10 protein-coding genes are annotated in these 16,385 nt (G+C 41.8%); 4 read left to right on the plus strand and 6 right to left on the minus strand.

What is annotated here, in order from left to right; translation table 11 throughout:
• Genes ACOQON_RS08550 through ACOQON_RS08565 form a run of 4 tightly spaced genes read right to left on the minus strand, consistent with a single transcriptional unit; the run spans window position 1 to window position 4,339 of the window.
• A complete protein-coding gene (locus ACOQON_RS08550) occupies window positions 1-1,362 on the minus strand; it encodes an efflux RND transporter periplasmic adaptor subunit (RefSeq protein ID WP_420578505.1) in 1,362 nt (453 codons plus the stop codon).
• A 31-nt stretch (window positions 1,363-1,393) separates the two neighbouring features.
• Window positions 1,394-2,824, minus strand: a complete 1,431-nt coding sequence (locus ACOQON_RS08555) for a TolC family protein (protein WP_420578506.1) — start codon at window positions 2,822-2,824, stop codon at window positions 1,394-1,396.
• Between the two features lie 2 nt (window positions 2,825-2,826).
• The gene (gene sdaAB, locus ACOQON_RS08560; protein ID WP_420578507.1) at window positions 2,827-3,504 is read right to left on the minus strand and encodes an L-serine ammonia-lyase, iron-sulfur-dependent subunit beta; all 678 of its coding nucleotides are present in this window, start codon (window positions 3,502-3,504) and stop codon (window positions 2,827-2,829) included.
• A 40-nt stretch (window positions 3,505-3,544) separates the two neighbouring features.
• Window positions 3,545-4,339, minus strand: coding sequence for a thymidylate synthase (locus tag ACOQON_RS08565; protein WP_420578508.1), 795 nt, complete (start codon window positions 4,337-4,339; stop codon window positions 3,545-3,547).
• Between the two features lie 106 nt (window positions 4,340-4,445).
• On the opposite strand from ACOQON_RS08565, the gene ACOQON_RS08570 reads away from it, so the two are divergent.
• Both ACOQON_RS08570 and ACOQON_RS08575 read left to right on the plus strand, forming a co-directional pair.
• Window positions 4,446-6,641: an efflux RND transporter permease subunit gene (locus ACOQON_RS08570; protein ID WP_420578509.1), complete on the plus strand. Its 2,196-nt coding sequence runs from the start codon at window positions 4,446-4,448 to the stop codon at window positions 6,639-6,641.
• The gene (locus ACOQON_RS08575) at window positions 6,631-7,083 is read left to right on the plus strand and encodes a peroxiredoxin (RefSeq protein WP_420578510.1); all 453 of its coding nucleotides are present in this window, start codon (window positions 6,631-6,633) and stop codon (window positions 7,081-7,083) included. The genes ACOQON_RS08570 and ACOQON_RS08575 overlap by 11 nt, the downstream gene beginning before the upstream one ends.
• On the opposite strand, the gene ACOQON_RS08580 is transcribed toward ACOQON_RS08575, so the two are convergent.
• Window positions 7,084-9,531 (minus strand): ABC transporter permease, encoded by a 2,448-nt coding sequence (locus ACOQON_RS08580; RefSeq protein WP_420578511.1) that lies wholly within the window; start codon window positions 9,529-9,531, stop codon window positions 7,084-7,086.
• 227 nt (window positions 9,532-9,758) lie between these two features.
• On the opposite strand from ACOQON_RS08580, the gene ACOQON_RS08585 reads away from it, so the two are divergent.
• Window positions 9,759-11,873, plus strand: coding sequence for a DUF7151 family protein (locus ACOQON_RS08585; protein WP_420578512.1), 2,115 nt, complete (start codon window positions 9,759-9,761; stop codon window positions 11,871-11,873).
• A 75-nt stretch (window positions 11,874-11,948) separates the two neighbouring features.
• Here the strand turns inward: ACOQON_RS08585 and ACOQON_RS08590 are convergent, their stop codons facing one another.
• Complete coding sequence (locus ACOQON_RS08590) at window positions 11,949-12,707, minus strand: hypothetical protein (protein WP_420578513.1); 759 nt, start codon at window positions 12,705-12,707, stop codon at window positions 11,949-11,951.
• Between the two features lie 238 nt (window positions 12,708-12,945).
• On the opposite strand from ACOQON_RS08590, the gene ACOQON_RS08595 reads away from it, so the two are divergent.
• Window positions 12,946-16,302, plus strand: coding sequence for a leucine--tRNA ligase (locus tag ACOQON_RS08595; protein WP_420578514.1), 3,357 nt, complete (start codon window positions 12,946-12,948; stop codon window positions 16,300-16,302).
• Window positions 16,303-16,385: the final 83 nt, after the last annotated feature.

The raw sequence follows: 16,385 nt of genomic DNA on the forward strand, positions 1-16,385 counted from the left end.
TTACTCTTCGGTAGACTTTTCTTTCTTCTCTTTTTCATTGGACTTAGACTCCACATCATCACCATCTTTCAATCGCTTAGAAACGGCAAGGAATGGTCCTGAAATGACTTCTGTTCCTTCCTCCAGACCAGAAATTATCTCTATTCGATCAAAGTCACTAATGCCTGTCTCTACCTCCGTTTTAACGGCTTTTCCTTCAGACACAACAAAAACAACCTCTTTGACCTCTTCATCCGCAAGCTTTTCTGTAGCAGGTGCATCACTATCTTCCTCGCCATCCTTATTATTCTCTGATCGGGTCGTCACTGAAGCCAATGGTACAGTTAGGATTCCTTTTTTCACTTCTGTAATTATATCCACACTTGCTGTCATTCCTGGCCTGAACGGGTATTTCAAACCTTCTTCTACAATAAGATCCTGGTAGGAACTATTGAGAATCAGAATTCGAACTTCGAATTCAGTAACAGCATCCGCTGAAACTTTGTCATTAGCTGTATTGGCAATATGTGTTACGATTCCTTTGAATGTTTTATCCATGTAGGAATAAGAATCGACATCAATAATGGCTGTGTCGCCAACTGTGATTCGAATAATGTCATTCTCATTTACATCTACCTGAACCTCCATTTTAGAGAGGTCAGCGATCCGCATCACTTCAGTACCCTGAAACTGTGAAGTACCCAATACAGTCTCTCCCAGCTCCACAGGAAGCTTGGACACAATTCCACTCATTGGTGCTGTAAGGCTTGTCAGACGGAGGTTTTCTTTAGCATCAGCAACTCGTGCCTGAGCACTACTCAAAATGTATTCTGCAGCGTTTACGCTTTCCTTCGCAGATTCATAATCCTGCTCAGCAATTTGGTAGTTGGCATCAGCCAACTGGAAATCAGCTTCTGAAATTACCTTCTCCTCGAAGAGTTTTTTCTGACGATTAAAATCCTGCTCTGCACGCTTAAAGTTTGCGGCTGCTCTTGCTCGGGCTGCTTTCGCTTGCGCCAAAGATGCCTTTTGCTGATTGAGTCCAGCAACAGCCTGATCATATGCCGATTGGAAGTTGTCTGGTCGTATTCTTAAAAGAAAGTCACCTTTACTTACAGAGTCACCTTCTTCTATTTTCAATTCGATTATTTCTCCGGACACCTCTGGACTTAGCTGAACCTCAACAACAGGTTGCACCTGACCGGAAGCACTAACCTTCTCAATAATGGTATTCTTTTCAGCCTTTGAGACCTCTACCTGAATCATTTTCTTCTGTCCTACCCATCCCTGAGACTTGCCTATGATTGCAAATAGAATGAGGAAAATAACTACTCCTCCGAGGATGTATAAAATTTTATTGCTTGATTTTTTCTTCTTAGCCATGATTATTTATCTAGTTACGTTGGCGATTAGTTTAAAATGTTAATGGGATGCCCTGGTAAAATTCCAAAACCTTCTTTCTGAAAATGAAGTCAAATTTCGCTCTTGAAAGATCAGTTCGTGCCTGGTAAAGGTTATTCAGTGCAACCTGATAATCTGTAAAGTTTGCTGCACCATTGTTATATTGATTTTCCACTGCGCGATAAGTTTCTTCCAATGCAGCCACTTGCTTTTGTGAAGCCGTATAGGTCTTAGAAGCGGCGAGTGCATTTCGATAGGATGACTCTATTGTCTGATATAGAATATTTTGTTGCTCAGTTTTATTAATCTCGGCTTGTTGCAAGGCGATCTTAGATCGTTGAATGTCAGATCGAGTTCGGAACCCATTGAATATTGGAACGGAAAGATTAAGGGAAAGACGTCTACTGAGGTTATTGTCATATTGAGTAGATAAATCTACAGTTTCAAAATCGCCTTCTACATCAAATGTATTTTCAACAATGGCTTCTCCAGAGGCTGTTTCTAAATTGGTAGGCGCCTGCGTTGGAGTAACGTTCGTTGGAACGAAATCCACAAACGCGTCTGAATAGTTGGTGCTGAATCCACCATTTAAAGATAAAGATGGATACATGGCTCCTTTAGAGACATCCAATCCAACCTCTGCACTCTCCACTCTCAGATCAGCACTTTTCATCTCAGGTTGATTCTCCAAAGCCACCTCATAAACTTCCATTACAGAGCTGGTTTCTATCCCAGCCTGATCTACTTCAATTTCAGGGATGACAATTTCAATTTCCTCTCCCGGAGGAAGCAGCATCGCCTGTTTCAAGTCAAGCACTGATAGATCAAGGTTATTCTGAGCATTGATTAAGGCCACTTCATTTGAAGCCACCTGGCTTTGTAATTGCAACTCATTAGCCAACGGCAAAGCTCCAGACTCAACGAGTAACTTAGTTCGCTCTAGTTGCTGCTGACTTGATTCTAATTGAAATCGCGCATTGTCTACCAATTCCTTATTCAAAATCACGTTCAGATAAAACAATGAAATATTGAGTGAAATATCATTGATTGATCTTTTCAAGTCATACTTCGACGCTTCACGGTCAATTTTGCTTTGTTTGATGGAATTGGTAACCTGCAACCCGTTTAAAACCGGCATACTGGAGTTACCGCTTACTCCATTGAAGTTGATTCGTTGGTCAATAAATTGGTTAGTCGTTGGGTCAATACCTCTACCCCAGTTATACCCGTAATTTCCATTTAAGTTGATAGTTGGGTAGCGTTGAGCCTGAGCCTGAAGTAAATTAACCTCTGCGCCTTGTAAATTCAATTCACTTCTTTGCACCGTCAGGTTGTTTTCCACGGCTATTTCAATGCATTCCTGCAAAGAAACCACACGTTTGTCCTGACTGATTACTGTAAAGCCCAGCAAAATCAGTGTAGTGATTAGTCCTATTCGTCTCATAATTATTTGTCGATATCTGGTATGTAGATGACCTTATGCACCCACCTCCTCTTCTTTAAATATTGTAGTGTTATATCATCAATGCCTGAATCCATTTCCAGGATTAAACAGGCTAAATCATTTCGTCCTTTTCTGGATACTGTCATAGTCGCAATGTTGCAGTCATCCTGTGACAACACCTCAGTAAAAAAAGCGATGCTTCCCTTTACATCATCTGCCTCGATGATTAGGGTATGCATGCTGGCTGTGAAGTTTGAGTCAAACCCATTTACTTCCTTAATCCGAATAACGCCTCCACCTCTGCTTTCCCCCAGAATCTCCACACTCTTGTCTCCTCTTCTGGCATTTACCCTCACCGAATTAGGATGAAATGTAGATGCGCTTCCAATAGATCTGAACTTGTATTCTAATCCAGCCTCCTTTGTCAAATCCAACGCAGTTTTAATGCGCTTGTCATCTGTATGAAAGTCCATAAGTCCGGCTAAAATCGCTCTATTGCTTCCATGCCCTTCATACGTGCGGGCAAAGGAGTTGTAGAATATGATGTCTGCATGCTCCGGTACACCGCCCAGTATTTTATAAGTCACCCTACCGATCCGAACGACCCCAGCCGTATGTGAGCTGGATGGACCGATCATTACCGGACCAATCATATCGAATATACCACTGCTTTCTGCCATGAATACTGTTGCTTAATTGACTATCTATCCATCAAAAATGTTACACAGCCACCGCTCCTTTTATGTGTGGATGCGGATCATAATTCACCAACTCAAAATCTTCGAACTTAAATCCGAATATATCCTTTACTTCAGGGTTTATTTTCATGGTTGGAAGGTGACGTGGTTCTCTGCTCAGTTGCAAGTGAGCTTGCTCAATGTGATTGCTATATAAATGCGCATCTCCAAACGTATGAACAAAATCACCCGGTTCCAGGTCGCATACCTGAGCCACCATCATGGTGAATAACGCATAAGACGCAATATTAAAAGGCACACCAAGAAACACATCAGCACTTCTCTGATACAATTGACAGCTTAACTTTCCATCTGCCACATAAAACTGGAACAACGTGTGACATGGAGGAAGTGCCATATCATCTACATCTGCAACATTCCATGCACTAACAATATGTCTCCTGCTGTCAGGATTATTTTTTATTCCATCTATCAGTTTCTTGATCTGATCTACTTTCCTTCCATCCGGCGTTTCCCAGCTTCTCCATTGCACCCCATAAACAGGACCTAAATTTCCTTCTTCATCCGCCCACTCATCCCAAATGGATACACCATTTTCCTTCAGGTACCTGATGTTTTGATCACCCTGTAAAAACCAGAGCAGTTCATGAATGATCGACCTTAGGTGAAGCTTCTTGGTTGTTACGCAAGGAAACCCTTTGCTGAGATCGAAACGCATCTGATAACCAAATACACTTTTGGTCCCTGTTCCGGTCCGATCCCCTTTCTCGGTACCATTATCAAGGATATGTTGCATTAGGTTAAGGTATTGTTGCATTCTGTTCGTAGTTTGGTAACAAAATTAACTTTTAAACGAAGAAACTCTGAACCCACGTTTAGATAAATATGTCGAGCGGTTGATTACCCCAAAGGGAAAGGTGATTATGTGCAGCTTACTGGTAGCTATTTCCCTGTTATTAGGCTGGAATCTTCAAAATCTTGCTTTTGATTTCGAATTTGAGAAATTTTTTCCAAATGACCACCCTGACAGCAGGGCATATAACAAACACGTAGAACAGTTTGGTTATGACAATGACTACCTGCACATTATCCTGGAACGTGAAGACGGAATTTTCGAACCTGAATTTTTAACACTTGCAGCAGCATTTGAGCGATCACTAACGAGCATTCCGGACGTTGAAAATGTGTACTCCCCCTTATCACTTCAACATGTTATTAAAAGCCCTACCGGACTGGTTATTTTTCCACTAATACATACAGATAGTCCAACAGACTATCAGATCGAACAAGACAGTTCACGAGTTTTTGGCAATCCATTCTATCGATCGGCGTTTAGCAACAGCGGTGACGCCTTAAGTATTTATTTACATCATGCTCATTTTAGCGATCAGCTTCGAGGAGAAAAGCTGCTGAATGCCATTAAATTAAAAGCAAAAGAATTTGGCATCTCAAATATTCGACTGGTAGGTAAGTTAAGCGCCTCCGGGGTTTTTATTTCTTATATACAAAATGACTTTGGAAAGTTCTTAATTGGATCCTTAATTCTCAGCTTTCTCCTTCTTCTGTTGATATTCAGAAATTTTAAGTCAGCACTTTTACCCTTTCTCATCAGTCTGCTCTCCATTGTCTGGCTGTTTGGATTAATGGGCATGGTTGGACTCAAGATCAACCTTTTAAGTTCTTTATTACCCCCGATTCTCTTCTTCGTATCCATGTCAGATGCTGTTCATCTCATGAACGCGCTCAAAAAGTCTCAAGCATTAGAAGGGGATGAAAAAATAAAGCAAGCATTGCAGATCGTATGGACCCCAACGCTGTTAACCTCAGTAACTACTGCTATAGGCTTTCTGAGTCTTATTTGGATCAATACCGAACCCGTACAACTACTTGGCATATTTGCTGCTATCGGAATTCTCATCGCTTTTGTAATCACTTTTACTTTTGGTCTGCTGGTGGCATCAATTACCCATTTTTCAGCAGAACGGCGAATTTTAGAGGTTCCGGATAGCTGGTTACGCATTCTCATCAAAAGGAAACGTTTGATTCTGGCTGTCTGCTTCCTACTGGTGATTGCCTTAATCCCGGGCATCACTCAGCTCAAAATCAATTCCTATTTACTGGATGATCTACCACCAGATTCCCAGGTACGTGAGGATTTTGAATTTGCTGATGAGGAACTGGGGGGATCCAAACCTTACGAGATAAGAGTAGAGGTATCAGACACTTCACGCTCCATTTGGGATAAACAGGTGATGGACGAAATCGTAAAAATCGAGGAGTATCTGCTCAACGAATACCCGATCGCAAAAGTCCAATCGCCAGCCACCATTATCAAGTATCTCCATATGGTAAATAATGGTGGTTTGAATGAGAATTACCAATATCCAGAGTCAGAAAATTCGTATCGAAGAACGATTCGTTTGAAAAACCGAATTGATCCTAAAAGATTGGATAAGTTGGTCACCGAGGATGGTCAGGTGGGTAGGCTGATAGGGTTTTTCCCGGAGTTAGGCTCCTATGAGACAGACATTCGAAATCAAAAGATGCTAAAGTATCTGGAACAAAACATTAATACGAGCATCATCAATTATCGCATCACCGGAACCACTTACCTCATTGATAAAAGCCATGAGCTATTGTCTATCAACCTTATGAAAGGGCTTATCACAGCTGTAGTGGTTATAGGGATCATTCTCGGTTTTTATTTCCGTTCCTGGAAGCTATTGCTCATTAGTTTGCTTCCAAATCTTATCCCCCTGATCATGGTGGCTGGCATTTTAGGATGGTTGGGTATTTCATTGAAAATGACAACTTCCATCATATTCACTATTGCATTTGGAATAGCAGTCGATGACACAATTCATATGATGAGCTATTACTTACAAAACAAAGATCCAGATCCAGTAAAACGCATGAATAAGACATTCACTCATGCAGGGAGTGCGATGCTTATTACCTCAATCATCATGAGTGTCGGATTCTCTCTTTATCTTTTTTCCAATTTCGGGGCAACCTTTTATCTGGGACTTTTCGTAAGTCTCTCACTAATTATTGCGCTCGTGATTGATTTAAGTTTATTACCAGTACTTCTAATCACATTTAAAAAAAATGCTTCATAAAGGAGAACCTATACCCTATTTACGTTTGGAAGATCAGGATGGTAAAATGGTATCATTTTCAGATCTGGTCGGTAAACCGCTGGTGATCTATTTCTATCCTAAGGACAACACCAAAGTTTGTACTGCACAGGCATGTGGTTTCAGGGATCATTATGAACAATTTCAAGAAGCCGGCGCTGAGGTTATTGGAATCAGTGGGGATAGTGTAGAGTCCCATAAGAAAGTGACTAACCACCGAAAGCTTCCTTTTCTTCTGCTTAGTGACCCCAAAAAGGAGGCATTGAAAGCATTCAAAGTTCCATCTGCTCTGTTTGGCTTGCTTCCGGGCAGAGTCACTTTTGTCATAGACAAAGTTGGGAAGGTAGCACATACATTCAGAGCAGACTTTAATGCGGATAAACACATTAAAGAAGCCCTGAAGGTGCTAAAAAGCCTTGACTAACTACTCGTCTTTTAGTACTTCTGACGGATTCATCAAAGAGGCTTTGGTTGTCTGAATGATAGATATCGCAAGCGATATAACCAGCAGAATACTTAATGAAATCAGAAATATATCCACTCCCATAGTAATGTGGTACTCATAATCTGAAAGCCAGATATCCATGAAATAGTACCCCAGCGGCACAGCTATGGCGAACCCTACCAGAAGTAATTTCACGTAGTTCTTAGAAAAGAGTAAAACAATGCTTGATATTGAGGCACCAAGTACCTTGCGTACACCTATCTCTTTTAGTTTTTGCTCCACTGAGAATACAACAATCCCAAATAATCCGAGAGATGCGATGATGATTGTCAGTATCGCGAAGAAAGACAAAACGCTACCAAAGCGTTCTTCAGTCTGGTAAGAGCTCTCAAAGTGCTCACTTACAATCATTTGATCATAAGGACGGGAAGGAACGAATTCTTCCCACTTTGCCTGTAGTCTTTCATTCAGTTCGTTGAATTCCGAAGGGGTGGATTTGGTTTTTACCATTACCTTGGTAAGCGGTCGATTTCCCTGTGCATTAGATTCAGAATGAAAAATAGCAAATGGCTCAATTTGTGCATGAAGTGACCAGAAGTTGAAATCACGAGTAACCCCTATTACATGATACGTTCCACTCCAGTTTTCAATTTTTTTGTTGAGAATGCTTTCATCTACCGTCCATCCAATAGTTCGGGCTGCTGTCTCATTCAAAATAATCGCAGCAGTATCACTGGCATAGGACTTATCAAAAGACCTTCCGACCAATAGCTCAATATCCAGCAAGTCAACATATTTTTCATCGCCCAATGCATAGTTAAGCGGCACAGAGCCCGCATTTGGCTCATCTGGCGTAAACTGATCCCCATTTGATACTATCAAAGGAACCGCATCACAAACAGAAGCACCAACAACCCCATCCAGCTTTTCCAATTCGTTTGCGAATTCTTCTTGTGAACCTGTCCAGTGTGCATTATTGATCACCACTAGGTTCTCTCTTTCAAATCCCAGGTCCACATTGAGAAAATAATCAAGCTGCTTGTAGATGGTGATCGTACAAATAATCAACAAGAATGAAAGTACATATTGCGTAACCAACATGCCGTTTCTCAACCTCAGTCCTTTTTTACCTGTTCGCATCTCTCCTTTCATTGCTGATATCGGCTTAAATCCATTGAAAAACACAAACGGGTAAAACCCGGAAACAAGACTGACAATAAGAATAAGACCAATGATAAATACAATGGAAGTGTATCCATCTACCACATTCCAGGAAAGATCTGTTCCAACAGATTGATTGATTAAAGGAAGTGTGTAGAACAGAAGTGCAATAGCCAGCCCTGCAGCTACAACGCAGTAGGCCATCGATTCGCCAAAATAACGTTTGATAAAAGTAGCCCGACTTCCTCCTAAGACTTTTCTAACAGCAACGTCCTGGGCTTTTGTGGTAAACTGAGCCGTGGACAGATTTATAAAATTGATACAGGAAAGAATGATCAGAAAAATCGCCGAACCGATCAGTGCTGCTACAATTTTAAAATCTCCAACTCCACTTAACCGATTATAAATCCCATCTGAGTGCAGATAAATATCCTGAAATGGCTGAAGGTATAGGTTCCATTCTTTGCCAGCCTCTATGTATTCATCATATGTATACCCCATCACTTCAAGCGTTTCACTGGCATGCTTTGGTGGGATGTCATTGAGTTTATTTTGAACCACCACAGGATCAGCCGATTCATCAAGGAGTAAGAAGGTCTCAAACATAGTCCACATCCAGTTCCAGTTGCTCTCCTTCACTCGTCCGATACTATTCATTGTAACAAGCAAATCGAAATCGTCCAGATAAGAGTTGCCTTTAAACCTTTCCAAAACGCCGGTTACCTGAAAAGACTCTCCATTATCCATTTCAATGACTTCTCCTACCGGATTTACATTGCCAAAGAATTTCTTCGCTGTTTCAAAAGTCAAAACCACCGATCTTGGCTTTTCAAGAGCAGTATTGTGATCTCCATGTAAAAGAGGGAATGTGAATACCTCAAAGAAATTAGAGTCCACAGCGAAAATGTATTCATCATCAAAGAACCGCTCCTCACCTTCCCAGTCAAAGGTGATAGGCGTCATATTCGGAGTGTGAATACGAACCACGTGTTTTACCTCAGGGACTTCCTCAGAAATGGCATACCCAACACCGGGTCCTGTGCTGGAAAATAAATTTGGGTTGTCCTCACCCCAGATAAAGGTTTGATTAACCCGATAAATCTGATCTCCCTTCTCATGAAAATCATCATAGTTCAATTCATTTTGAACATACAGATAAATAAGTATGGAAGAGAAAAAGCCAACCGTTAACCCCAGGATATTTATGGAGCTGAACAATTTGTTTCTTTTCAAGGATCGGAAGAAAAGCTTAAAAGAAGTAAACATGGATACAAATTTAGGTTTTCATCAATCTACTTGTCATAAAGAATGCCAAAAAGCACAACACACTAAACATCAATCACTTAACTCGATCAATCAGTATTAACCTGTTCAAACGTGGACAAAAAGTGTTCACTACTTTATAATATGCTATATTAAAATAATTACATTTTTTAGTAATAATATCACATTGACTATCTTGCGGGTGATTTAAAATTTCAACCACTACCACAATGTTAAAACACACCCTTAAATCGTTAAAAACCAACCTACTACCGTTTCTTTTTTTAATCTCCTTAAGCTGCTCAGAAGGCGAGCCAGGTCCTGACGGACCAGCTGGAGTTGACGGGCAAAACGGATTCAATGCCTTAGTCGTCGTGAATGATGAAGCCCCGGGAGATAATTGTGCCGCCGGAGGAGTAAAGATCTCTGTTGGTCAGGATGCCAACGAAAACGGAACACTTGATTCAGATGAAATTGCTTCTGTCAGCTTTGTCTGTAACGGGGCTGATGGAAATGACGGAGCTAATGGATCAACCTTAGTTGCAAGAACATCCCCCGAAGAACCTGGAGAAAACTGTGAGAATGGAGGAACCCTTGTAGAAATTGGTGCTGACGCCAATGGAAATGGCTCACTCGATAATGGAGAGGTTCAAACTTCATTTTTTGTATGTAATGGACAAGATGGAGCAGATGGCGGGTCAGGCGGAGAGAATGGCTTGACCAGCTTGATTAGAGCAACTCCTCTGGAAGATTGTGGACCCAATAGTACAACTGGTGTCCGAATAGAAGTTGGCTTGGATAAAAATGGAAACGGTGTGCTAGAAAGTAATGCCGATCCTGATCTTGACGAGATTGAGTCGACTTACGAAATATGTGATGGTGCTGATGGTACACCTGGAGATAATGGAATGAACGCTTTAATTGGAATTTCCACTTTTGATGGCGATCAAAATGGTTGCTCAAATGGGGGAATTCGGATTGCAGCCGGTTTGGATATTAATGGTGATGGTACGCTTCAAGGTGGTGAAGAAATGAATGTTGAATTCATCTGTAATGGAACGAATGGTAATGATGGAGCTACTGGGGCAACCGGAGCGGATGGACGAAGTGTTGTTGTTACCATTAATGAAGATCCTAGAGACTGTTCAAATGGAGGTATTGAGATTGTATTGGAGTATGATACGAATGGTGACGGAATAGGTGATGAGGTAATTGGAAGTTACATTATCTGTAATGGAGCGGATGGAGCAACAGGTGCTGACGGTATTGGCCTATTAATAAGGAAGTCTGTGTCGGATGTCGCCGATTGTCCAAACGGAGGGACATTGGTAGAGATAGATAGAGATGAAAATAGAAATGGGTTGTTCGATGATGGTGAGGTTGATGTCAGTTTTGATGTATGCGATGGTGCAGATGGTATACCTGGTTCAGATGGTTCAGATGGAAACAGCATTGCCATATCTGTAACAGCCGCCACTACTTGCGGAACTGCTGGTGGATGGGTCTTTACTGTTGGTATAGATAGTGACAATAATGGCACACCTGATACCAACCTAAACAGTTATACGGTTTGCAACGGTGATGACGGAATCGATGGTTCGGATGGAAACTCAGATGGAGTTTTTGAGTTTTATTACGCTAATGGTTTTGATGGCTATACTGAAATGACTGATGGTGTAATTGTAGAAACACAACCGGATCAAACATTCAATGATGAAATACTGAGGGCAGGTGTCAATATGGAAGCTCAACACATTAGTTCATTATTATATTTCCCCGGTATAGAAAAAATGAAGGATGCGATCCCAGACGAATTCTACATTACTGAAGCTATTCTTTACGTCAGGGCATTTACAGATAAAGCTGGAAATACCAATGATAACTGGCTTGGGGTAAAAGCCATTTTACCTGAGGTTCCCAGATTTGATGAAACAAAAGCAACATGGAATAGTCCAGATGGAGGCAACCTATGGACAAATGCTGATAATGGGTTTAGTGAAGCAGATTGCTACGATTTCTCAGATATGCACAGGGTGCCCGGTGGTTTTGATTTTGATGGTACAATACCACTCTTGCTGGACAGATCTCAAGTAACTGACTGGCTAACTCCTGAACAAAACAAGGGGCTCGCGCTTCAACTAGCCGATGAAGGAAGTGCTTACATTTTGTCTATTTACGGATCGGAAAGCAGAGTGGACCCCTATTATGTGCCAACTCTATACATCAAAGCTAAAATTGGCAGTACCAGTGGTAGAAATTCTACTTTATCAGATCAGGAATACAAAGCCCGCTGGAATGCAATGAGCTATGAAGAAAAGCTTGCTCCTCTAAAAAATCGCGATTAGTAACCTAACTTTTATCGCAAACAAAAGCCCCAACCGAATGGAAGGGGCTTTTTCATTTCATAGCTAATCTGCGTTCTAAAATCCTCCGATTTTCAGAGTGATGTAATAATTGAGCTTATCAAACGCATCCGTTTCGGTATTTATCAATTCAAGATCCTGAGTGAAACGCTTACTCACCCCTAAATCAAGGCGGAAGTTTCTGGCGATATTAAACTCAAGGTTCGCACCAGGCTCCACATACCAAAACACATCCGAATCTACCTCCGACTCCAAAGGCCCTGGTGTCGTATTATCCTCATTCGTCAAATGGTAACCAAGCCACCCGGCACCTCCCGAAACAGGAAAGGTGACATGAACCACTTCATTTGAAAAGAAGATCAGCTCTAAAAACATGCCTCCATATCCACCAAGAATATTGACTTCCTGTCCGGCTTCTATGTCCTCGAATTTGGCAGTCGGAATGATACCATGCCCCTCTATTCCAATACCAAGCGTTCGGTTTATGATCCACCCCCCTCTCAAGCCCGCAAGTACCATCGACTCATCTCTGAATTTTGTACTTCTGAAAGACAGTGCTCCAAACCCACCACTATGGCTCATTGAGCCACTAAGGGTTTTAATATCCTGTCTTCGCTCCTTCTTTCTATCCTTATCTGAGCTTTGATAATAAATAATCTTGGGAGTATCATCTTCCTCGACCGTTGGTTTTTTGATTGGTTTTGGAATTGTGTCAGTAGGCTGTGGTTTCGGTTCTGTTCTGGTGGTATCGCTATCCTGTGCTAATGTGATGGTAGTAGTCACAAAAACAAGCACTAAAATCAAAATTTGCTTCATTCCTTCTTAATTGAGTGTGTTTGGGGTAAAGACAGAGAAAAGAATCAATGGTTTCCTCATTTTGCAAATCTATTTCATGCATATGTAATTAATTTTCAAAGGAACACATCGGTCCGCCGAAGCGGGAATTCGCATAAATATTGTCCCACACTACACAGTATATATTCGTCCTGGAATATTTATGCCCATTTCTTATTTGCATCTTTTACCTTTGCCAGCTTTAAAAAAATCCTTACGAATGGCGGAGTACAACTTTCAGGAGATCGAAAAGAAGTGGCAACAATACTGGAGTGATCAGAAAATTTACGGAGTACAGAATGAATCTGACAAGCCCAAGTATTACATACTGGACATGTTCCCCTACCCGTCCGGGGCAGGTCTTCATGTTGGCCATCCGCTCGGTTACATCGCTTCGGATATCGTAGGTCGCTACAAGCGATTGAAAGGTTATAACGTGCTCCACCCGATGGGATTTGATAGCTTCGGGTTGCCTGCTGAGCAATACGCCATTCAAACTGGTCAGCACCCTGCTGTCACAACCGAGCAAAATATCAATCGATATAAGGAACAGTTGAAGGCTTTGGGCTTCTCTTATGATTGGTCACGCGAGGTGCGCACGAGCGACCCAACCTTCTACAAATGGACACAGTGGATTTTTAAATTAATCTACAACAGCTGGTATGACAAAGCTGAGGATAAAGCCAGACATGTCGATGACCTGATCTCCGTGCTAGAGAAAGAAGGAAATAAAAACATTAATGCTGCTTGTGATGCTGACACCCCAACTATTTCAGCTGATGAATGGAATGGCTACTCAGAAAAAGAACAGCAGCTTTTTCTCTTGAAGTATCGACTTACATATCAGGCAGAAACGACCGTAAATTGGTGTCCTGCGCTGGGAACGGTACTTTCCAATGATGAGGTAAAAGATGGTTTCTCCGAGCGAGGTGGACACCCTGTTGTGAAGAAGAAAATGCCGCAATGGAGTATGCGGATTACGGCATATGCTGATCGTCTACTTTCCGGATTGGACAAAATTGACTGGCCGGAACCCATTAAAGAGATGCAACGAAACTGGATCGGTAAATCTTACGGTGCTGAAATTGACTTTGAGGTCCTCACCCCTAACCCCTCTCCAATGGAGAGGGGAAAGTTAGAAGCCTGGAAAACAGCTAATCCCAAGAAGGCAAAAATTCTTAAGGAATTTGCGAGAGAAAACAGAAAGAATCCAACAAGTCAAGAAGATGCACTTTGGCAAGTATTAAGAAATAAAAAGACAGGATTCAAAGTAAGGCGCCAACATGCTATAGAGGACTTTATTGTAGACTTCTTATTTCTTAGAGAGAAACTGATCATTGAAGTCGATGGAGGATATCATAATGAGTCCGAACAGCGTGAATTCGACCAGGCCAAAAGAGATTTTTTGACAAGTCTTGGGTATCAAATTCTTGTTTATAAGAACGAGGAAGTTGACCTAGATATCACGAATGTTGTCAATTCAATTAAACACAAACTTGAAGAAATAACGAAATCTCCCCCTTCTCCCTCGGGGAAGGGGTCAGGGGATGGGGCTAAAATCCGCGTCTTTACCACCCGAATAGACACCATTTTTGGTGTAACGTTTATGGTGCTGGCACCTGAAAGTGAGCTGGCTCTCGAGCTGACTACCCATGATCAAAAGAAGGAAGTAGAAGAATACGTAGAAGCAGCTAAAAACCGATCGGAGCGTGAGCGATTGAGCGATACGAAGCATGTGTCCGGCGTGTTCACCGGTAGCTATGCGATTCACCCATTCTCAGGTGAAAAGATACCAGTCTATATAGCTGATTATGTATTAGCCGGTTACGGTACCGGAGCAGTGATGGCCGTTCCAAGTGGTGACCAACGAGATTTTGATTTTGCGAAGAAATACGATCTTCCAATTCCAATCATCAACGATGCTCAAAAGCTTACTGAAACGGAGGCTGACCCAACTAAAGAAGGAAAGATCATCAATTCCTATTTTCTGAATGGACTTTCGCCCGAGGAAGCCATGGAACGAGGCATTCAGGAAGTCGAGAAGAGAGGAATTGGCGTTAGAAAAGTAAACTACAAACTAAGAGACGCTATTTTCGGCCGTCAGCGTTATTGGGGCGAGCCAATACCCGTTTACTACGAAGATGGTATTCCTAAATTGGTGCCTGATGAGGATTTGCCATTGGATCTCCCAAAAGTGGATGAGTATTTACCTACAGAAGATGGGGACCCACCGTTAGGACGAGCTAAAGACTGGAACTATAACGGACATCCATATGAGCTATCCACTATGCCCGGCTGGGCAGGTAGTAGCTGGTATTTCTTCCGATACATGGATCCTGATAACAAGGAAGAATTCTGCAGCAAGGAAGCAATGAAATACTGGCAGGATGTCGACTTCTACCTGGGTGGAAGTGAGCATGCGACTGGTCATCTACTCTACTCCCGCTTCTGGACCAAGTTCTTGTACGACATGGGCATCATCGAAGTAGATGAGTATGCTAAGAAGCTGGTGAATCAGGGGATGATTCAGGGGCGGTCGAATTTTGTTTATCGAATTAACCCTATAGTCTCATATCATGGGGAAGAAGAAACATCAGAAATATCAAAAAAAATACCCCCAGTTTTTGTCTCTGAGGGATTAGTCACAGCTATGGATGATTCCTTACAAGCCAAACTTGATGAGGTAAAAAAGGACATTAAGAATCAGCTTAAGAACGATGGTATTAATATCAATTACAAAGCAGATAAATTATTTATTTCAAAACTTCATGTTGACATTTCACTAGTGGAGAATGATATTCTAAATACTGATCAATTCATAAAGTCGACACCCGATTATAAAGACTCAAGGTTCATCCTGGAAGACGGCAAATATCACTGCGGCTGGGAAGTCGAAAAGATGTCCAAGTCCAAGTTCAACGTGGTAAATCCAGACGAGCTAGTGGAACGCTATGGAGCAGATACCCTACGTATGTATGAGATGTTCCTGGGTCCGATCGAGCAGAGCAAACCATGGAATACAAATGGTATTGAGGGTGTCTACAAGTTCCTGAGAAAATTCTGGTCACTCTTCCACGATGGAGACTCATTCAAAGTGACAGATGATGAACCAACCAAAGACGAACTCAAAGTGCTTCATGGTACGATCAGGAAAATAGCAGAAGATGCCGAACGTCTTTCCTTGAACACCTCGGTTAGTACGTTTATGATAGCGACCAATGAGTTATCATCATTGAAATGTAACAAGCGGGCGATCCTGGAACCGATGACGATCATCCTCTCCCCTTTCGCACCACACATTGCTGAGGAGCTATGGCATTTGTTAGGAAATGAAGGTTCTGTAGTTGATGCTTCCTACCCTGCATTTGAAGAGAAATATTTGGTAGAAGACTCCATTGAGTATCCGGTTTCTGTAAATGGCAAAATGCGAGCGAAGATCAGTTTCCCTGCCGAGGCAAGCAAGGAAGAAATTGAGGCTGGTGCACTAGGGAACGAAACCATTCAGAAATGGATGGAGGGCAAGGATCCACGAAAGGTAATTGTGGTGCCTAAGAAGATTGTGAATATTGTGGTTTGATAACCCCTGACCCCTAAAGGGGTACCATTGGAAGAACAACTATTGTACTGTCATTCTGAGCGAAGCGAAGAATCTATTTATCA

The sequence above is a fragment of the Ekhidna sp. genome (assembly GCF_965221965.1).
In the GTDB taxonomy this organism is placed as follows: domain Bacteria; phylum Bacteroidota; class Bacteroidia; order Cytophagales; family Cyclobacteriaceae; genus Ekhidna.